The following is a 19,022-nucleotide window of genomic DNA, read 5'->3' on the forward strand; positions in this document are numbered from 1 at the left end:
GGAACATCCCTGGTTGTCCCGTTCCGTCGTACCTGCCCCCATCCCCCGCACCGTCCGCCCCAAGGACTCCGATTGCGCCCTTCACTCCGGCAGACCGCGCTCGCCCTGCTGATCTCGGCAGCCGTTACCGGTTCCCTGTGCCTGTGGGCGGTCTCCGCCGCCCCCGACTCGGTACGGGCCCCGCTGTCGTGGGGGGCGGGAGCCGCCGCCGTGCTGCTCTGCGCCGCGGTGGCCGTCACGGTCCACACACTCGCCACCGCCCGCAATCTGCGGGCCCTGCGCGCGGCCGACGCCGAGCGCTTCACCGCCGAGACCTCCAGGCTCGTCTCGACCTCCGCCGCCGAGGCCCAGCGCTTCACCGCGGAGACCGCACGCATCAGGGCCGCCGCCTCCGCCGAGTCGGCCCGGGTCACCGCCCAGGCGGACGAACGGGTGGCCAGGATCACGGCCGAGGCCGGCGAGCAGCACGAGCGGCTCACCGCCGAGGTGGCCCGGCTCACCGCACGCGCCCGCCGCAGCGAGACCGAGCGCTCCGCGGCGATCGCCGCCTGCGCCAACGCGGCGGGCCGGATGCAGGCCCTGGCCACCAGCATGCTGGCCGACCTCCGCGAGATGGAGCACCGGCACACCGCCGAGGACGTGCTGGAGGACCTGCTGCACCTGGACCACCGCACGGCCCAGGCGGGCCGTCTCGCCGACTCCATCGCCGTCCTGACCGGTGCGCGCTCCGGGCGCCGCTGGGCCAAGCCGATCGTCATGGAGTCGATCCTGCGCGGCGCGATGGGCCGGATCGGCAGCTACCAGCGCGTCCGCCTCCACTCGACCAGTGACGTGGCGATCGCCGGCCACGCGGCCGAGGGCGTGATGCACGCCCTCGCCGAGATCCTCGACAACGCTGCCAACTTCTCGCCGCCCACCGCCGAGGTGCACGTGTACGTCGAGGAGGTGCCGGCGGGCATCGTCGTCACCGTCGAGGACAGCGGGCTGGTGATGAGCGATGTGCAGCTGCGCCGCGCCGAGCGGGCCGTGTCCGCCGACAACCAGGACCTCACCGCCATCTCCGGCACCCGGCTGGGTCTCGCCGTCGTCGGCCGGCTGGCACGGAAGCACGGTCTGACCGTCTCCTTCCGGCCCTCGGCGCGCGGCGGTACGGGCGCGCTGATGATGCTGCCGCAGGAGCTCATCTCCCGTACGGCCGCGCCCGCGTCCCTCCCGGAGGCGGCCGGGCGCGCCGAGCCCGAGCCGGACCACTCGACGCCGCGCACGGAGGACCCGGCCGCTGCCAGGCCCGCGGCGGCCGGCGCCCCGGCCGCGTCGGGAACACCGGAGAACGCGTCCGGCGCATCGGAGTCCGCGTCCGAATCCACCGGCACCGTCCCCCAGTTCGGCGAGAGCGGCCTGCCCAAGCGCCGTCGTGGCCGCACCCTGGCCGCCGCCGAAGCCCGTACCGGCAACGCCACCCCCGGCGACGCCGGCTCCCCCCGGCCGCGTACCACCGACCCGAAGGTCCAGGCTGCCCGCTTCAGCACCTTCAGCCAGGCGGTACGAGCCAATTCCCCGCACCCGGAAGGCAACACCCGATGAGCGCGACGACCGACGAGAAGCTCAACTGGCTGCTGGAGGGGCTGCTCGACCGCACGCCCGGCGCCCGGCACGCCCTGGTCCTGTCCCGGGACGGGCTCAAGCTCTGCCGCACCCCCGAGCTCTCCGTCGACCAGGCCGACCAGCTGGCCGCGATCTCCGCCGGAATCCAGAGCCTGTCGCACGGCGCGTCCATCGAGTTCGGTGACGGCACCGGTGGCGTCAGGTCCGCGATGACCGAGTTCTACGGCGGTGTGCTCTTCATCGTCGAGGCGGGTGCGGGCGCCCACCTCGCGGTGGTGGCGGCGGAGGACTCCGACGTCGGCCTCGTCGGCCACAACATGAGCGAACTGGTCGAGCAGCTCGGCGAGTACCTGGTCGCCCCGCCGCGCGACACAGCGGCCCCGGCCGCGGAGACCGCGGACGTATGACGCCGCTCCCGCGCCCCCGCCCCGGACGCGACGACGACCCGGACCGGCTGTACACCCTCACCGGTGGCCGCAGCCGGTCCGACTCGGCCGCGTTCGACCTGGTGACGCTCGTCGTCGCCGAGTGCGAACCGAGCCCCGGGATGCAGTCGGAGCACGTCGCGATCCTGCGGATGTGCGACAGCCCCACCGCGGTCGTCGAGATCTCGGCCACCCTGAATCTGCCCGTCAGCATCGTCCGCATCATGCTGTGCGACCTGCTCGACACCGGCCGGATCAGCGCCCGCCACCCCCGTACTGCCCGTGTCGAGGACCGGCTCCCCGACACCGACACCCTGGAACAGGTGCTCGTTGGACTCCGCAACCTCTGACCGTGCCGCCCTGCAGGCGACGGCCGACAACGGACTGAAGATCGTCGTCGTCGGCGGCTTCGGGGTCGGCAAGACCACCATGGTCCGATCCGTGAGCGAGATCCGCCCGCTCAACACGGAAGAGACCATGACCCGCGCGGGCGAGGCCGTCGACGACCTCGACGGTGTGCACTCCAAGACGTCCACCACGGTCGCCTTCGACTTCGGCCGCATCACGCTCGACGCGCGGTCGGTCCTCTACCTCTTCGGCGCGCCCGGGCAGGAACGCTTCTGGTTCCTGTGGGACCGCCTCTTCTCCGGCACCCTGGGCGCCGTCGTCCTCGTCGACACGCGGCGGCTCGCCGACTCCTGGTACGCGATCGACCGCCTGGAGCACCACGGCACCCCGTTCATCGTCGCGTGCAACGACTTCGGCGGGCCGCTCCACACCGAGCAGCAGATCCGCGAGGCGCTGGACCTCTCGCCCGAGGTCCCGCTCGTGGAGTGCGACGCCCGGGACCGGTCCTCCAGCAAATACGTCCTGATCACCCTGGTCGAGCACCTCTACGCGCTCTCCGTCGCCCGTGAGAAGGACGCCGCCGCGGCCCTCCCGGGTGCCAGGGCCGCCGCGGCGATGACACCGGAGCCCACGCCGTGACCCAGTGCCCCCTGCCGACCCCGGAGCGCGAGCTGTGACCAAGTGCCCCATGTCCCGGACCTTCGCCCCGCTGTCCGGGCCGCGCTTCCAGACGGACCCCGTCCAGCTGTACCGGGACATGCGCCGCGACCACGGCTCGGTGGCCCCCGTGGTGCTCGACGGCGACGTACCCGCGTGGCTGATCCTCGGCTACCGCGAACTGCACCAGGTCACCAACGACCCGGTGCTCTTCAGCCGGGACTCGGAGCTGTGGAACCAGTGGGAGCACATCCCGGAGAACTGGCCGCTGCTCCCGATGATCGGGCACAAGCAGCCGTCGATCCTCTACACGGTCGGTGAACGGCACACCGTCCGCGCCGCCATGATCAGCAACGCGCTGGAGGGCGTCGACCCCTTCGAGCTGAAGCGGTACGCCGAGGAGTTCGCCGACGGTCTCATCGACCGCTTCTGCTCCAGCGGCCGGACGGACATCATCGCCGAGTACGCGATGCTGCTCCCGGCGCTCGTCCTCGCGAAGCTCTACGGCTTCGACAACGAGGTCGGGTTCGCCCTCGTCGGGTCGATCAACGACATGATCGACGGCCGCGAGCGGGCCCTGGCCGGCCAGCAGCACCTGGCGGCCTCCATGGTGCAGCTGCTCGTCGACAAGCACGCCGAGCCCGGCGACGACGTGGCGACCCGGATGCTCCAGGACCCGGGCGGCTTCACCGACGAGGAGGTCGCCCAGGACCTCATGGTGATGATGGCCGCGGGCCACCAGCCGTGCGCCGACTGGATCGGCAACTCGCTGCGCCTGATGCTCACCGACGACCGCTTCGCCGCGTCGCTCTCCGGTGGCCGGCACAGCGTCGGCGAGGCCATGAACGAGGTGCTCTGGGAGGACACCCCGACCCAGAACGTGGCCGGCCGCTGGGCGTCGCGCGACACCCACCTCGGCGGGCGCCACATCCGCGCCGGGGACCTGCTGCTCCTCGGGATCGCCGCGGCCAACGGCGACCCGCAGGTACGCACCGACGGCTCCGCCCTGACCGGCGGCAACAACGCGTTCCTCTCCTTCGGCCACGGCGAGCACCGCTGCCCGTTCCCGGCCCAGGAGACCGCGGAGGTCATCGCCCGTACGGGGATCGAGGTGCTCCTCGACCGGCTCCCGGACGTCGACCTCGCCGTCCCCGCGGACCAGCTCACCCGGCGGCCGTCCCCCTGGCTGCGCGGGCTCACCGACCTGCCGGTGCACTTCACGCCCACCCCCGCACTTGGAGGCCAGAAATGACCCGGATCGCCCTCGATCCCCTCGTCGCCGACCTCGACGGCGAGAGCGCCGCGCTGCGCGCCGCCGGCCCGCTGGCCGAGGTGGAGCTCCCCGGCGGGGTGCACTGCTACGCGGTGACCCACCACGCCGAGGCCCGCCAGCTGCTCACCGACAGCCGGGTGGTCAAGGACATCAACGTCTGGAACGCCTGGCAGCGCGGCGAGATCCCCATGGACTGGCCGCTGATCGGCCTGGTCAACCCGGGCCGTTCGATGCTGACGGTGGACGGGGCCGAGCACCGCAGGCTGCGCGGCATGGTCGCGCAGGCGCTGACCGTGAAGCGGGTGGAGCGCCTGCGGGCCGGGATCGAGGCGCTGACGAACGCCTCCCTGGACCGGCTGGCCTCCCTGCCCAAGGGCGAGACGGTCGACCTGAAGGCGGAGTTCGCCTACCCGCTGCCGATGAACGTCATCAGTGAGCTGATGGGCGTGGACGCGGCCGACCATCCGCGGCTCAAGGAGCTGTTCGAGAAGTTCTTCTCGACGCAGACGCCGCCGGAGGAGGTCCCGCAGATGATGGCGGACCTCGGCGCCCTCTTCACGAAGATCGTCGACGACAAGCGGGCGAACCCGGGCGACGACCTGACCAGCGCCCTGATCGCGGCCTCCGAGGACGGCGACCACCTCACCGACGAGGAGATCGTCAACACGCTGCAGCTGATCATCGCGGCCGGTCACGAGACCACGATCAGCCTGGTCGTCAACGTGGTGGAGGCGCTCCAGACCCACCCCGAGCAGCGCGAGCGCGTGCTGAACGGGGAGGTCCCGTGGGAGAACGTGATCGAGGAGACCCTGCGCTGGAACACCCCGACCTCGCACGTCCTGATCCGCTTCGCGACCGAGGACGTGCCCGTCGGCGACAAGGTCCTGCCGAAGGGGGAGGCCCTGATCGTCTCCTTCGGCGCGCTGGGCCGCGACGAGGCGCAGTACGGGCCCACCGCGGGTGAGTTCGACATCACCCGCTCCCCGAACCGCCACATCGCCTTCGGGCACGGCCCGCACGTCTGCCCGGGCGCCGCGCTGTCCCGGCTGGAGGCCGGGGTCGCCCTGCCCGCGCTGTACGAGCGCTTCCCCGGCCTGGAGCTGGCGGTACCGGCCTCCGAGCTGCGGAACAAGCCGATCGTGACCCAGAACGACCTCTACGAGCTCCCGGTCGACCTGGGCTGACCGCCTCACCCGCACCGGTCCGCTCCGGCGCCGCCCGCACCGCACCACCGTGCGACGGCGTCCGCACCGGTCCGCTGGCGCCGCGTCGTCCGCACCGCACCCGTCCGTGCGGTGCGGGCGACGCACCGCCGCGGCACGGCTGCGGCGGACCCCGCGCCCCCCTCCGCGCACAGCCGTCCACGCCACGGAGTGGGCGTCTCACCGGACGGACATGGTGCTCGGCCGCTTCCGGGAGGGACTACGCTCCGGTTCGTGGCTGATATCCAGATTCCCGCAGACCTCAAGCCCGCCGACGGCCGTTTCGGCGCCGGGCCCTCCAAGGTGCGGACGGAGGCGGTCGACGCGCTGGCCGCGACCGGCACCTCCCTTCTCGGTACGTCCCACCGCCAGGCCCCGGTCAAGAACCTGGTCGGCGAGGTACGCGACGGCGTGCGCAGCCTCTTCTCCCTCCCCGAGGGTTACGAGGTCGTCCTGGGCAACGGCGGCTCCACCGCCTTCTGGGACGTCGCGACGCACGGCCTGATCGAGTCGAAGTCCCAGCACCTGAACTTCGGCGAGTTCTCCTCCAAGTTCGCGAAGGCGGCCAAGCTGGCCCCGTGGCTGGCCGACCCGACCGTCATCGCCTCGGACCCGGGCACCCACCCGGACCCGCAGGCCGAGGCGGGCGTCGACGTGTACGCCTTCACCCACAACGAGACCTCCACGGGTGTCGCGGCCCCCGTCAAGCGGGTCGCGGGCGCCGACGAGGGCTCCCTGGTCCTGGTGGACGCCACCTCCGGTGCGGGCGGCCTGCCCGTCGACATCACCGAGACGGACGTCTACTACTTCGCCCCGCAGAAGTCCTTCGCCTCCGACGGCGGCCTGTGGATCGGTGTCTTCTCCCCGGCGGCCCTGGAACGCGCCGCGCGCGTCCACGCCTCGGGCCGGCACATCCCGGAGTTCTTCTCGCTGCCCACGGCGATCGACAACTCCCTGAAGAACCAGACGTACAACACCCCGGCGCTGGCCACCCTCTTCCTGCTGAACGAGCAGCTGAAGTGGATGAACACCCAGGGTGGTCTGGAGTTCACGACCGGCCGCACGGCCGCGTCCGCGCAGAACCTGTACGGCTGGGCCGACGAGTCCAAGTACGCCACCCCGTTCGTCACCGACCCGGCGAAGCGCTCGCAGGTCATCGGCACGATCGACTTCGAGGACGGCATCGACGCCGCGGCCGTCGCCAAGGTGCTCCGCGCCAACGGCATCGTGGACACGGAGCCGTACCGCAAGCTGGGCCGCAACCAGCTGCGTGTGGCGATGTTCCCGGCGATCGACCCGGCGGACGTCCAGGCACTGACCGCGTGCATCGACTACGTGATCGACAAGCTCTGAGCCCCATGCGTCCCGGACGGCCCCGCACACCCCGTGTGCGGGGCCGTTCGCGCTTCACCGGGCCGTGCCATCCGGCGGACGGCGCCCGCCGGATGGCACGGCCCGCGGTCACTGCGCCCCCTGACTTCCCGTCAGGCTCGCGCGGAGCTCTCGGACCCCCGCGCTCCACTGCTCGCCCTCTCCCACGTCCGCCCACAGGTCCAGCAGTTCGGACTCCTTCGCGACCACGCGCTCCAGTGCCCGCACGGCCAGTTCGCACAGGTCGGGGGTGAGCAGCGGGGGCAGGGCCTCGTCAGGGGCGTACACGGAGTCCACGGGGGTGCCGCCCGGTCGCTGAGCGGCGAGCAGGGCCGCCGCCGCGACGGCCACCACCCCGTCGTCGGCGTCGAGATACTCCTCCGGGCCCGTGCGGGCCGCGAAGGCGAGGGCCTCCCGGATCATCTCCCCGCGTCTGCCGGGCGGGGCGTCGTCGAGGCCGCCCGCGAAGTCCGCGGCGGTGTCGCTGTCGAAATGGCCCATCCCCCAGGTCCCCACAAGGTCCCCTCCTCAGTCGGTGTCCCCATCCTGCCGCCCGCCACTGACAGTCGGCTTCCGCGCCATCACGAAGGCCTGCGGCGCGGTCTCCGGGAAGGCGCTCTCGGTTTCGATCTCGCGCACCGTCCGGACCCGCACCGACAGCCCCGCAGCGGTCAGGAGTTCGGCCACCCGCTCGGGCTGCCGTCGGCGGAAGTCGAGCACGACGTCCCGCCCGAAGGCCTCGTCCAGGTGCAGCACCGAGTCGCCCGCCTGGAACCCGAGCAGGAGGTGGCCGCCGGGGGCGAGGACACGGAAGAACTCGGCGAAGGCGAGCGGGAGGTGCTCGTCGGGTACGTGGATCGTGGAGTACCACGCCAGCAGCCCGCCCAGTTCTCCGTCCGGCAGGTCCAGCGCGAGCATCGAGCCTTCCTCGAACCGCAGTTCCGGATGGTGGCGCCGGGCCTCCGCCAGCATGCGCGGGGAGAGGTCGATGCCGAACGCGTCCAGCCCCAGGTCCCGCAGATGGCCCGTCACCCGCCCCGTGCCGCATCCGACGTCGGCCACCGGGCCTCCGCCGTCCGCCCGTACGCATTCGGCGAAGCTCGCCAGCACGGCACGCTCGACGGGCTTGGTGGCGAGTTCGCCCTGGAAGCGGGCGGCGTACTCGTCGGCGATGGCGTCGTACGACGCCCGGGTGGTGTGCAGGAAGTCGGCTTCGGTCACGGTCGGGCACTGTAGCGGAGCGCGGGAGGAACGGCGCCGGGATCCGGACACCCTCGGCGGGGCGCGCCGGGAATCAGCTGCCGCCCTGCGGGGCGGCTCCTCCGGGCGCCTCGTACCGCCAGCGCACCTCGCCGTCCTCCCACTCCGGGGTGGGCAGCAGTCCCGCCGCCGAGGCCACGGCGGCGGAGGCCGCGTGCTCCGGATGGATGTGGGCGACGACGGTACGCACGTCCCCCCGCTCCAGCAGGTGCCGGACCAGGCCCGTGGCCGCCTCCTTCGCGTATCCCCTGCCCTGCCACCGGGTCCCGACCACCCAGGCGACCTCCGCCCGCGAGCCGCGCACGGTGGCCTGCACATAGCCGGTCAGGCACCCGGCGGTCCGTTCCCGGAGCACCCAGTTCCACCAGCGCTCGGCCGGGTCGGGCGAGCCGGCGCCCTGGCGCTCGTAGCGGGCGCGCAGGGTCTCGGCGTCCTCCGGGGCGCCCCCCGTGTAGGCGTGCAGGGCGGGATCGAAGAGGACGGCCGCCATCTCCTGCGCGTACGCGACGTCGAGGGGCAGCGCCTGGAGTCGGGAGGTGGAGAAGGGCTCGGGGCCCCCGTCGGCCTGCATGGACAGCAGACTACGCGGGCTCAGCGGCTCCCCCTCCGGACCTTGCCTGCCGCGCCCGCCGAACGGCGCGCCGCCGGCGGATGCGCTCGGCAGCGGCTTCGCCCACCGCGCGGACGGCCCGAAGACCCCGTGCGGCAGCGCACACAGCGCCGACCGAAAGGCCCGGATCATCCGCTTTTGCTGCACCATGGAATACATGGAGACGATCCACGAACTGGAGCCCTTCGTGAAGCAGTACACCGTCCTGCTGAGCAGCCGCAGGCCGGACGGATCGGCTGCCCGCACGCCCGTCAGCATCGCCGTCGAGGGCGACCACGCCTACATCCGGACGTTCTCCTCGGCGTGGAAGGTGGACCGGATGCGCAACCACCCGGTGGTGGAGATCGCCCCCTGCACCGTCCGGGGTGTGCCGACCGGGCCGCCCGTGAAGGCCTGGGCACGGCTCCTGCAAGAGGGCTCGAAGGAGGACACCCACGCCTCCCGGACGATGTCCAGGAAGTATCCGGCGCTCCAGGGCGTGGCGGTCCCGCTCGCCCATCGCCTCAAGCGTGACCACACGCTCCACTACGAGCTGCGGCCGATCGTCGACGACATCTGAAGCAGGCCGCGCGGCCCGGCGTCGTGCGGCACTCCACGGCGGCGCACGGCTCTCCACGGCGACGCTACGGGGCCTCCGCGCCCTCGACCGCCTCGCCCGCGGGGCCGCTCGCCGCGCTACCGCTGTCCTGCGCCGCGACCGCCCGGCCTTCCCAGTCAAGGACCCGCCAGCCCTCGCCGGGGGCTCCGGAGAGGATGACGACACCGGTGTTCCGCAGCTCTCGGGCGGACGCGAACCGCACGTCGATGTTCCCCGCCCGGGCCGCCGCCCACATACGGATCGCGGCGCCGTGGCTGACCATCGCCACGGTCCCGGCCCCGGTCGCCGCGGCCTCCTCGACGACGGCGTCGTACCGCCGCAGGGCCTCGGCCCCGCTCTCCCCGCCCGGCATGCGGAGCCCGGTGTCCCCGGCCGACCAGGCGAATGCGGTGGCCATGTAGGTCTCCACGGCCTCGTCGTCCCCGCGCATCTCCAGGTCACCGGCGATCAGCTCCCGGATGCCCTCCCGTACGCGGACCTCCAGGCCCGTCCGGGCCGCCAGGGGCGCCGCGGTGAGCTGGGTGCGCAGCAGGCTGGACGCGTAGAGGGCGTCGATCGTCTCGTCCGCCAGGGCGTCCGGAAGCGCCGCCGCCTGCTCCTGTCCCAGCGGGGTCAGCGCGGGGCCCGGTACGGCCGTGTCCAGCAGGCGCTTGACGTTGGACGGCGTCTGGCCGTGGCGAATGAGCAGCAGCCGCATCAGCAGATCTCTCTCGAGGGGCGGGTCTTCCACTGTGCCACCACGGCCGGCCCACCGGTCACCCGGCCCGGATCACCCCGCCGTGACGCCTCCGGCTCACCGGTCGTACGTGCCCCTCCACGACGGCCCGGCTCTCACCCGCGCCGTCGCCTGGCCGCGATCAGTGCCAGCACGACGACCGCCACGGCCACGGCGCCGCCCGTCGCGGTGCCCGTCTTCGAGCCGCCGCCGCCGTCCTCGTCGCCGGGCGACGTCCCGCCGCCCCCGCCGTTCGGCGAGGGTGCCTTGCTCCCGCCGCCCTCCACCTCCACGCGTACCACTTCGCTGTGCTCGCCCTCGGAGCCGAACATCATCGCCGAGCCGTCCGCGGTGTAGGTCACCGACTCGGACTGCCCCTGGAGCGGCACGCTCACCGCGTGGTCCTCACCGAGCCTGCCGTCCTCGAAGGCGTAGCGCCGGGCGCTGAAGTACGAGCGCAGCACCAGTTCCCCGCCGTCCGGCGAGAAGGCCCCGTCGGTCACCCATGGCACCTCGCCCACCCGCCGGAACACGTTGCCCGCACCGGCCGTCAGCTTCTCCGGGCCCTCGTACAGCCCGCCTCCGTCCTCGTTCTTCGAGGCGATGTACACGCGGCCCGTCTCGGGGTGGACCATCATGGCCTCGGCGTTGCGCGCCCCGTCCGCGTACGTCACGTCGAACTGCGTCGCCCGCACGGTGGCGTCCGCGAGCCGCTTCGGTTCCGGGAAACGGTAGATCCACACGTGGTCCCACGACCCGTCGAGGTTGTCGCCGATGTCACCGACGTAGACGTTCCCGTCCGGCCCGATGGAGATCGCCTCCACGTCGCGGGGCTCGCCGACACCCTTCATGGTGATCGTCGCGACGGTCTTCCCGGTCCGGGAGTCGACGGCGTAGACGTAGGGACCGTCCTCGCTGTCGTTGTGCGTCCAGTAGATCCCCGGGTGGATCGTGCTGGCGGCGAGGCCGCTGGACTCGGTGATCCGGGAGTCCTCGATCGTGAAGGACCGGTCCGCACCGTCCCCGTCGTCCGCGGAAGCGGGGACCGCCCCCGTCACGAGCAGGAGGGCAGCGGCGGCGGAGACGGTCAGCAGCGATCTCATGGCACAAGTGTCCACCGTCACGTCGCAGGCCGGAGTGGTGATCGGCCATGATGTCGCCATGCGTTTTCTCTTCGTCGGCGACAGCATGACCGTGGGCAAGGCCGGCGACTTCACCTGGCGTTACCGCATGTGGCAGCACCTGGAAGCGACCCTCGGCGAGGGCGGTTACGCGATCACGGGCCCGCGCACCGAGCTGTACGACGCCGAGGCGAACGCCCCGCTCTCCCACGCCTACGGCGATCCGGCGTTCCCCGCAGCCGCGCGCCGGCACCTGTCGGGCTGGGGCGAGGGCTGGCTGCACATGGCCCCCGTCATCGGGGACACCGTGACGGCCACGCGGGCCGACGTCCTGCTGGTGTCACTCGGCCTGATAGACCTCGGCTTCTACACGGACAGCACGCAGACGGCCGCCAACGTCAGGGCGTTCATCGCCGCCGCACGCTCCGCGAACCCGCGGATCAGGATGGTGCTCCTCCCCGTCATACCCAACGTACGGGCGGAGTCCGACGTCCCCTTCGCCGCCGAGTGCGCCGGGTTCAACGCGCTCCTGGCGCGGGCGGTGGCCGATCTGCACACCCCTGCTTCGCCGGTCCTGCTGGCCTCGCACCCGGCGGGTTACGACATCCACACGGACACCTACGACGGCACCCACCCCGGCCCGACCGGTGAACACAAGCTGGCCGGGGCGTTCGCCGACGCGATGTACCAGGCCTGGGGCGTGGGCGGACCGTACGCGGGAGCGCTGGCGGCGGCCTGAGCCTTTGTGGGCCCACCGCAACCGGATGAGCGGCCTCCGCGTCCTCGTCACGAACGGCCCCATGCGGGGACGCCGGGAGCGGAGCGGGAGCCAGTGACGAAGAAGCCGGACGGACGGGCGGCGGGCTGGAGCGGGAAGCGCGGTCGCGTGACCGCCGTGCTCTGCCTCCTGGTGGCCGTCCTGCTCGTCTTCCCGGGTCTGGTTCCCCAGACTCCCGGCCGGGCGGGCAGTCTGCTGGAGACCTTCCTCCCGTGGCTCGGCCTGGCCGTCCCCGTCCTGCTGACGGCGGCGCTCCTGCGTCGCTCGCCGCTCGCGACGGCCGCTGTGCTGCTGCCCGCCGCAGCCTGGTGCGGCGTCTTCGGCGGTCTGCTGTTCTCCGGCGGGGCGGCCGGCGACCTCATGGTGGTCCAGCACAACATCAGCGACGTGAACCCCGACCCGGCGGCCACCGCACGGGCCCTGGCCGGTACGGACGCCGACCTGATCGCCGTGGAGGAGCTGACGGCCCCGGCCCTGCCCGCGTTCGCAGCGGCTCTGGCGGCGGACCGTCCCCATCACGCGACGAAGGGCACGGTCGGGCTCTGGTCGAAGTACCCCCTCAGCGGCGTACGACCGGTGGACATCAGGCCGAAGGGTGTCGGGGAGGGCTGGAACCGCGGCCTCCGGGCGGCCGTCCGCACCCCGCACGGGGAGATCGCGGTGTACGTCGTCCATCTGCCCTCCGTGCGGATCGGCCCGGCCACCGGGCTCTCGTCCGGGCGGCGCGACGAGAGCGCCGGGCTCCTCGCCGAGGCCCTGGCCGCCGAGCCGCTGGACCGGGTGATACTCCTCGGCGACCTCAACAGCACGCTGGACGACAGAGGGCTGGAGCCGGTCACCTCGCTGATGAACCCGACGGGGCCCGGCTTCGCCTTCAGCTGGCCCGCGAAGTTTCCGGTGGCCCGCATCGACCAGGTCCTGGCCCGGTCGGCGACGGTCACCCGGGTCCGGTCGCTGCCCGCCACCGGGAGCGATCACCTGCCCGTGGCGGCGGACATCACGCTCTGAAGGAACCCTCACCCGCGCCGCCTTCGCGCCCCTCAGGCCACCTTCTCCACCCCCAGCATCGCCAGCCCCAGCTTGGTCAGTTCCTCCGAGACCTCGTCGGGGCGGGCCCTGCGCGGGCGGCGGGCGTGATGGGCCATGAGTTCGTGGACCGTGCCGACCATCACCATCACCACGACCCGGTGGTCCCGCTCCTCCACCTCCCCGCGCACGGCGGCTCGTTCGGCCTCGCCGTTCAGGAAGTCGGCCCACAGGTCACGCCACCGCTTGCAGTGGGCGTCCACGGCCGGGCTCACCCCCAGCACCTCGACGAAGGTCACCCGCGCCTCGCGCAGGTCGCGCGTCACCGCGGCGACGTACACGTCGAAGAGCCGCCGGAAGCGCTGCTCCAGCGGACAGTCGTCCATCCCCTCGGAGAGCAGGGCCTGTTCGGCCGCCCGCAGCCCGCTGGTGGTGATCTGGTTGTGCAGGGCCATCAGCAGGCCCTCGCGGGAGCCGAACTCCTCCCAGAGCACCTCCTCGGGCACACCGGCCATCACGCACACGGCCTGCTCCGAGGTCTGCGCGTAGCCGTACACCCCGAAGAGCTCCAGGGCCGCGTCGAGGAGTTTCGCGCGGGCCCGCGTACGCGCACCGTCGACCGTACCGATCAGCTGGTCCACCGGGACATCCACCACGGATCCTCCTTCGTCGGCCACAACTCCGGTGTGTGCGACGGCGGGTGAGCGGGTCGCGAGGGCCGAAGAGGGCTTGGTCGCGTCTGGATGGCGCGTGCGCCATTCTCCCGTTTCGTCCTGCCGTACGCCGCCCACGCCGCGCCGCCGACGCCACAGACCGCCCGGGCCGGTGACGCCTCGCACAGCCGTGCGGCGGGCTTCCCCGGGAACGGTCACGCGCCCGGAACGGGCGGCCCACCGGCCGTCGCCCCCGGCACCGGTCCCCGTCGCACGGAAGGCCTGGCGCAGTGGGGCCCTGCGGCCCGCTCCTCGGACGCGTCGGACGGGAGGCTCGCCCCCCCCGGCGACAGGTCCGGGTGCCACTCCCGCCTGCTGTCCGCGCCATGGACATCCAGACCCTCGACGCCGGCGCGCAGGGCCGGCGTCGGCCACTGCCTCCACCGGTTCCAGCTGGTAGAAGCATGAACGAACCACCCTCGCGCCGTGGCCGGTTGGGCGACACCCGGGGGTTTCCCGGTCGGGCACGGCCCGAGTTGCGGGATGCCACGAGGGGGCCAGAGTGGAAATGACGCCCGTACGCCGTTGAGCTGCGGACCTCCGGTGGCTGAGGGGCGTCACGAGAGCGAGGCCCACAAGGGCGGAGCTACGCGTCGCGAGTGCACCTGGAGCCAAGCATGGCCACACTGTCCCGGCGACGGATCTCCCGCATTGTCGGCACATCCTGCGTGGCCGCCACCATCGCCCTGTCCGGCGTGGGCGCCGCGACCGCGGCCCCTCCGGCGGACCGGGCCGCGACCTCGCCGCAGGACCCCACCCCGCCGCCGACCCCCGAGCCGCCCTCCGAGCCCCCGGGCACGCCCCAGCCACCGGACACACCACCGCCGCAGCAGAACACCGAGCCCCCGGACACGCCCCCGCCCTCCGACCCGAGCGAGCCACCGGACTCGCCCCCGCCCTCCGACCCCGACCGGACAGGGGAGCCCGAGAAACCGGGCGAGCTGAAGAAGGACGTCCAGGACGGCCTGGCGCACGCGCCCCACGAGGTGAGACAGAAGGTCGAGAAGGCGCTGACGCAGATGCTCGACCTCATCGACGACCCGGACACGCCCCCCGCGGAGCGGAAGGCCTACACGAGCATCCTGAAGGGGATCACCGCGACGCTCGACACCCTCGGGGACCCGGACACACCGCCCGAGGACCGGGCCGCGTACACGAAGATCATGAAAGCGATGTCCGAAGCCGTGACCCTGACCCAGGAGCAGCCCGCATCCGGGTCCCAGGAGGCCAAGCCGTCCAGGACCCCGGTCGTCCTGGGGCTGCTGGCCGCGTCCGGCGACGCGCTGGTGGCCCTCCAGGATCCCGGTACGACGCCGCCGGACCCGAAGGACAGGAAGAAGATCCAGCAGATCGTGGCCGAGGCCTGCGAGGCGGCGAGGACGATCCAGGACCCGGACGCCTCGGCGGAGGAGAAGCAGAAGGCGGAGAAGGTGCTGGCCCGGCGGGCGGCGGTCTTCAAGAACGCGCAGTACCTGGACCTCATGAAGGAGATCAAGCAGTACAAGGCACGGGCTGCCTGCGTGGACACGGTGGAGAACCGGACGCGCCAGGCCGGCTGGGCCGACGGCTCCCTCTGGGGTCTGTCCGATCCGGCCTGCGCCGCATCCGTGGCCGCGGGTGCCCGCCAGGAGGACTCGCAGTGGCACGCCCTCATGGCCTGCGTGCTGCGGAACCCGTTCTCCACGTGCGTGGGCCACGTGCCCGGCGGCTGAGAGTGCGGTGGCGCGCAGGGCCCTCACGCGCACCCCGCCTCACGAGGGCGGCATCCCACGGACCCCTTTCAGCTTGGCGCCCGTGAGGCGCGCGTCGACCAGGGTCGCACCGGTCAGGTTCGCACCGGTCAGATCGGCCCCCGAGAGGTCCGCGCGGGTCAGATCCGCACCGATCAGTTCAGCGTCGGCCAGATCAGCGCCGGTCAGGTCCGCGTCGGCCAGATTGGCGAACGTCATCTCGGCGGCCCTGAGTTCCGCGCCGGTCAGGTCCGCCTCCTGAAGCCCGGCACTCGTCATGAGGGCACCGGACAGATCCGCGCCACGCAGGACCGCCCCCTTCATCACCGCGGAGCTCAGCGTGGCACCGCTCAGCTCGGCGTCGTCCATGCGCGCGGCGTCCAGATACGCGGAGGTGAGGTTGGCGGCGGTCATCAGCGCACCGGAGAGAATCGCCTTTCCCATCCCGGCATTGGCCAGGGAGGCGTGGTCCAGATCCGCGCGGCGCAGGACCGCTCCCTGGAACACCGCGCCGGACAGATTCGCGTGCGCCAGCTCCGCCCTGCTCAGATCGGCCTCCTGGAAGATCGCGTCGGCGAACTCGCTCCTTCCCTGGCCCGCCGTCAGGCCGCTCAGATCGGTCCGTGCCAGGTCGAGCACGGGTACGTCACCGGCCCCGAGCGGCCGTGCGGCCAGGACGTGCATCACCGCCTCGATGTCGGTCGGCGGCTGCCCGCCCGTCGAGCCGGACCGCCGCTCGTCCCCGCCCTTCGCGGGGAACGGGGCGTGCCGGCGTACGTACGCGGTCAGGACGGAGACGACCGTGGCACGGTCCCGGACGGAGTCCTGCATGATGCGCTCCAGGGCGTAGATGCCCCCCAGACGCACATCCAGGGAATCCGATCCCAGGTTGGTGACCGCCGCGTTGAACCGGTTGGTGATCTGCCCCTGCTCGCTGATCCGCAGTTCCTTGTTCGCCTGGTCCACCTGTATCCAGGTGAACAGCAGGGCGGCCAGCGCCGCCAGCCCCGGCAGGCTGACGACGGCGAGCCCGATCCACTCGGCCCGGCTGCGGGCCGGTGCCTTCTCCTGCCCGCCGCGTCGGGTGTCCCCGTGCTCCCGACGCCGCTCCGCGGTCCGGCGCAGCCGTCCGATGCCCAGCTTCCTCGTCACGCCCCCATGGCACGCGACGAAGCGGGGGCGGCGCCGACGCCACACCGCCGGGACACACGAACGGGCGGCCACCTGCGCCTCCAGTACCTCCAGTACCTCCGGTGGCCCCGGCCCGGGAACGGGCGGGCCGCCGGAGAGGGCTGCCGCGGGCCCGACCCGCCCGGGCCGCCGCGGCTACGGCGCGCAGGGCGCCGCCTCGCCACCGGAGGCGGGCGCACCGAGGCGCGCGAAGCGTTCCCGCCACGGGAGGGGATCGGGTTCGGCCTCCGCCAGAGCCCTCTGCCGCTCCCAGAGCTCCCGGGCGGCCCGCCGACGGCACGGGCCGCACTCGGTCTCGTCGGCGACCGGCCGGAAGACGTGCTCCTCCTCGTCCGGCGCCCCGCAGAGCTTCAGCTCCACGACGGGCGGCGGGTCGGCGGGCCGGGGTGCGGATTCCACGGGGAGCTCCGGCGGCATCTTGTGCAGCAGCCTGAACCGCAGGAACCCGACCGCCGACCGCACTCCCTCACCCGGCAGTTCACTGGTCAGTACGCGCCGCAGCTCTCCCGCCGAGACCCCACGCAGCAGCCAGCGCGCGGCGAGTTCGGCGAGGACCCTGGCCTCCTTCGCCCCGAGGTACAGCTCCCGGCGCACATGGCGCAGCGACAGCAACACGCGTTCCCCCTCGGCGACTTCGGGAGCGACCTCCCGGCCCCCGAAGGCGGTCCCAGCGGCTTCGGAGGCGGGCACGGCCTCCGGCTCGGGCTCGCCCTTCGGCTCCGGCTCCGGCGTGCACCCCGGCTCCCTCGCAGTCACGCGCTCACGCCCGGCTTCGGAGGGTGGGTGGGGAGAGTTCTTCTCCCGTTCTTCCTCCACCGGTAGATGATGACCGGCCACCCGAACGGCTGGTCCACCGACCGCCGGTTCCGGCGCACTCGGAGACACCGGGTCACACCCCCGGCGCAGCGCGGCGGCCTCCTCGGCTGTGAGGGGCACGTTGGACAGCAACTGCTCGGTCACCCAGCGCCCGCGTTCCCCCTGCTCGCGCCACTCATGGACGTAACCGTGCGCCACCAGCAGTTCCTTGGACTTCTGATACGCACGACCGGTGATCCCGAGCCTGCGCGCGTGCTCGCTGAGCGGACGGCCCGCCTGCTCGTCGGGGAGCCCCTGCACGGCGAGGAGCAGAATCTTCGCGTCGCTGGTCAGCCGCACATGGCGGACCACGTCGTGCGAAGCCTTCGTGAAGCGCCGGGAGGGCGCGATAGCATGCCGAAGCATCTCGGTGGAGGTCCATCCACTCGTGGGTGAAGGCCCTCGGGCTGGTGTTGGTAGCACCTCCGAGGGCCGCCCGCACACCGCATGTGTACGGAACGTGATGACGCGATTACGGTACCGCATGCTCAGGGATGCCGTTTCGCATATGCCCCGGCTTCTCGATCAGGGGCAACTCGCGGCGTCAGGGCGGGTCCTGCCCTCCTGGCCGGCGATCTCCTCCCGTCGAGGGTCCACCGGCCGACGGACCCACCCCGGGGGTGCCGCCGCCCGGGGCGGCCGGGTGAAGTCGCCCTCACCGCCCCGGTGTTCACAGCACCGGCACGCCGCCTTCCGCCGGATGCCGCGTACGGGCTGTGACGTCCCAAGGGACGCCCCCTGCCACGAGCCGTCCTGCCGCTGCGGCGGGAGTGAGGACGACCTCCCGCCGGGGACGCCGGGGCCCTTGGCCCTGACCGCTCACCGTTCGGGGACGGCGGGCCGACACCGGTCGGCGACCCACCTCTACGCCCCCGTGAAACCGGGCCGGCAGCGTTCACGCAGGAGGGCCACCCCGTCCCCTTCGAGCGCGTCGCAGTGCGCCGCGCGTCCCGTCATGGCCATCACCAGGGCCAGCGTGGGCCCCGTCACGAGCGGGCCTGAGCCTGCCGTGAACGGGCCGTCGTCGGCGACCAGCCGCAGGCCGCCGACGCGGCCACGGGCGAGAACCACCATGTCGGAGCCCTGGTAGTACGCGGCCACCCGCGTGAGGACTTCGACCGGGGGCGCGTGCCGGATGCCCAGGGGGTGCCGGATGTCCTCCCCGTGCACGATCACCTCGCCCAGCATGGCCACCACCGGCAGGGGAGGCTTGGTCGTGCTCGGGACGGCGCGCCGGAACCGTTCGAGCGTCTCGGCCGGGGTTCCGCCCAGCTGCTCGGCCAGCCGCACGGCCACCTGCTTGTCGAAGTCGAACCGGCAGCGGATCACACCCGCCATCCACCGTACGGAGTTGAGCGTCGCCCCCGCCGTGAGGTGGGCGAGTACCTCACGCACCGTCAGTCCCGCACAGAGCGACGGTGTCTCCCACCGGCCGTCCTCCAGGCCCGCCAGGTCGGCGGCGAGCGCCGCCCGCTCGGTGTGGACCGCGGGCCAGAGCCCGGCCCGTTCGCCGCGGCCGGTCTGCGTTCGGGGGTTGCTCATGG

At 72.8% G+C, this 19,022-nt stretch carries 20 protein-coding genes; 11 read left to right on the forward strand and 9 right to left on the reverse strand.

From position 1 onward, the window contains the following. The first annotated feature begins 72 nt into the window (after positions 1-72). From ACFY8O_RS05630 to serC, 7 genes are all read left to right on the forward strand, one after another. Positions 73-1,584 (forward strand): sensor histidine kinase, encoded by a 1,512-nt coding sequence (locus ACFY8O_RS05630; RefSeq protein ID WP_145804314.1) that lies wholly within the window; start codon positions 73-75, stop codon positions 1,582-1,584. Next, a complete protein-coding gene (locus ACFY8O_RS05635; protein ID WP_387899096.1) occupies positions 1,581-2,012 on the forward strand; it encodes a roadblock/LC7 domain-containing protein in 432 nt (143 codons plus the stop codon). Before ACFY8O_RS05630 ends, ACFY8O_RS05635 begins: the two co-directional genes overlap by 4 nt. After that, positions 2,009-2,380 (forward strand): DUF742 domain-containing protein, encoded by a 372-nt coding sequence (locus ACFY8O_RS05640; protein ID WP_145804318.1) that lies wholly within the window; start codon positions 2,009-2,011, stop codon positions 2,378-2,380. The genes ACFY8O_RS05635 and ACFY8O_RS05640 overlap by 4 nt, the downstream gene beginning before the upstream one ends. Further along, on the forward strand, positions 2,361-3,017 hold the full coding sequence (locus tag ACFY8O_RS05645; RefSeq protein WP_145804320.1) for a GTP-binding protein: 657 nt from the start codon (positions 2,361-2,363) through the stop codon (positions 3,015-3,017). The genes ACFY8O_RS05640 and ACFY8O_RS05645 overlap by 20 nt, the downstream gene beginning before the upstream one ends. Before the next feature lie 49 nt (positions 3,018-3,066). Next, complete coding sequence (locus ACFY8O_RS05650; protein WP_145804322.1) at positions 3,067-4,287, forward strand: cytochrome P450; 1,221 nt, start codon at positions 3,067-3,069, stop codon at positions 4,285-4,287. Next, positions 4,284-5,492: a cytochrome P450 family protein gene (locus tag ACFY8O_RS05655; RefSeq protein WP_145804324.1), complete on the forward strand. Its 1,209-nt coding sequence runs from the start codon at positions 4,284-4,286 to the stop codon at positions 5,490-5,492. The genes ACFY8O_RS05650 and ACFY8O_RS05655 overlap by 4 nt, the downstream gene beginning before the upstream one ends. Before the next feature lie 252 nt (positions 5,493-5,744). Beyond that, positions 5,745-6,863, forward strand: coding sequence for a phosphoserine transaminase (serC, locus tag ACFY8O_RS05660; RefSeq protein ID WP_145804325.1), 1,119 nt, complete (start codon positions 5,745-5,747; stop codon positions 6,861-6,863). 108 nt (positions 6,864-6,971) lie between these two features. On the opposite strand, the gene ACFY8O_RS05665 is transcribed toward serC, so the two are convergent. From ACFY8O_RS05665 to ACFY8O_RS05675, 3 genes are all read right to left on the reverse strand, one after another. Further along, on the reverse strand, positions 6,972-7,397 hold the full coding sequence (locus ACFY8O_RS05665; RefSeq protein ID WP_387899101.1) for a DUF4259 domain-containing protein: 426 nt from the start codon (positions 7,395-7,397) through the stop codon (positions 6,972-6,974). Between the two features lie 12 nt (positions 7,398-7,409). Continuing rightward, on the reverse strand, positions 7,410-8,102 hold the full coding sequence (locus tag ACFY8O_RS05670) for a class I SAM-dependent DNA methyltransferase (RefSeq protein WP_387899103.1): 693 nt from the start codon (positions 8,100-8,102) through the stop codon (positions 7,410-7,412). 73 nt (positions 8,103-8,175) lie between these two features. Beyond that, the gene (locus tag ACFY8O_RS05675; RefSeq protein WP_387899106.1) at positions 8,176-8,712 is read right to left on the reverse strand and encodes a GNAT family N-acetyltransferase; all 537 of its coding nucleotides are present in this window, start codon (positions 8,710-8,712) and stop codon (positions 8,176-8,178) included. 196 nt (positions 8,713-8,908) lie between these two features. Between ACFY8O_RS05675 and ACFY8O_RS05680 the strand changes: the two genes are divergently transcribed. Next, positions 8,909-9,310: a PPOX class F420-dependent oxidoreductase gene (locus tag ACFY8O_RS05680; protein ID WP_145804333.1), complete on the forward strand. Its 402-nt coding sequence runs from the start codon at positions 8,909-8,911 to the stop codon at positions 9,308-9,310. 64 nt (positions 9,311-9,374) lie between these two features. Here ACFY8O_RS05680 and ACFY8O_RS05685 read toward each other — a convergent pair whose 3' ends face one another. Further along, positions 9,375-10,046: a histidine phosphatase family protein gene (locus tag ACFY8O_RS05685; protein WP_387899617.1), complete on the reverse strand. Its 672-nt coding sequence runs from the start codon at positions 10,044-10,046 to the stop codon at positions 9,375-9,377. Between the two features lie 134 nt (positions 10,047-10,180). Further along, positions 10,181-11,167 carry a WD40 repeat domain-containing protein gene (locus tag ACFY8O_RS05690; RefSeq protein ID WP_145804335.1) on the reverse strand — a complete coding sequence of 329 codons (987 nt, stop codon included), beginning with the start codon at positions 11,165-11,167 and terminating at the stop codon, positions 10,181-10,183. Between ACFY8O_RS05690 and ACFY8O_RS05695 the strand changes: the two genes are divergently transcribed. Both ACFY8O_RS05695 and ACFY8O_RS05700 read left to right on the forward strand, forming a co-directional pair. Then, on the forward strand, positions 11,166-11,924 hold the full coding sequence (locus ACFY8O_RS05695) for a GDSL-type esterase/lipase family protein (protein WP_387899109.1): 759 nt from the start codon (positions 11,166-11,168) through the stop codon (positions 11,922-11,924). The two genes, ACFY8O_RS05690 and ACFY8O_RS05695, sit on opposite strands and share 2 nt — an antisense overlap. A gap of 93 nt (positions 11,925-12,017) precedes the next feature. Further along, positions 12,018-12,971, forward strand: a complete 954-nt coding sequence (locus ACFY8O_RS05700; protein ID WP_387899110.1) for an endonuclease/exonuclease/phosphatase family protein — start codon at positions 12,018-12,020, stop codon at positions 12,969-12,971. Positions 12,972-13,003: 32 nt separating this feature from the next. On the opposite strand, the gene ACFY8O_RS05705 is transcribed toward ACFY8O_RS05700, so the two are convergent. Next, positions 13,004-13,645: a TetR/AcrR family transcriptional regulator gene (locus tag ACFY8O_RS05705; RefSeq protein WP_145804337.1), complete on the reverse strand. Its 642-nt coding sequence runs from the start codon at positions 13,643-13,645 to the stop codon at positions 13,004-13,006. Positions 13,646-14,319: 674 nt separating this feature from the next. Here ACFY8O_RS05705 and ACFY8O_RS05710 point away from each other — a divergent pair. Next, positions 14,320-15,414: a hypothetical protein gene (locus tag ACFY8O_RS05710; RefSeq protein ID WP_387899114.1), complete on the forward strand. Its 1,095-nt coding sequence runs from the start codon at positions 14,320-14,322 to the stop codon at positions 15,412-15,414. 39 nt (positions 15,415-15,453) lie between these two features. Here the strand turns inward: ACFY8O_RS05710 and ACFY8O_RS05715 are convergent, their stop codons facing one another. The 3 genes from ACFY8O_RS05715 to ACFY8O_RS05725 all read right to left on the reverse strand — a co-directional run bounded on the left by ACFY8O_RS05715 (position 15,454) and on the right by ACFY8O_RS05725 (position 19,020). After that, positions 15,454-16,584, reverse strand: coding sequence for a pentapeptide repeat-containing protein (locus ACFY8O_RS05715; RefSeq protein WP_387899116.1), 1,131 nt, complete (start codon positions 16,582-16,584; stop codon positions 15,454-15,456). A gap of 174 nt (positions 16,585-16,758) precedes the next feature. After that, a complete protein-coding gene (locus ACFY8O_RS05720) occupies positions 16,759-17,844 on the reverse strand; it encodes a hypothetical protein (RefSeq protein ID WP_387899119.1) in 1,086 nt (361 codons plus the stop codon). A gap of 498 nt (positions 17,845-18,342) precedes the next feature. After that, a complete protein-coding gene (locus tag ACFY8O_RS05725; protein WP_387899122.1) occupies positions 18,343-19,020 on the reverse strand; it encodes a maleylpyruvate isomerase family mycothiol-dependent enzyme in 678 nt (225 codons plus the stop codon). Positions 19,021-19,022 lie beyond the last annotated feature (2 nt).

It is taken from the genome of Streptomyces argenteolus, from assembly GCF_042902585.1.
Taxonomy (GTDB): domain Bacteria; phylum Actinomycetota; class Actinomycetes; order Streptomycetales; family Streptomycetaceae; genus Streptomyces; species Streptomyces argenteolus.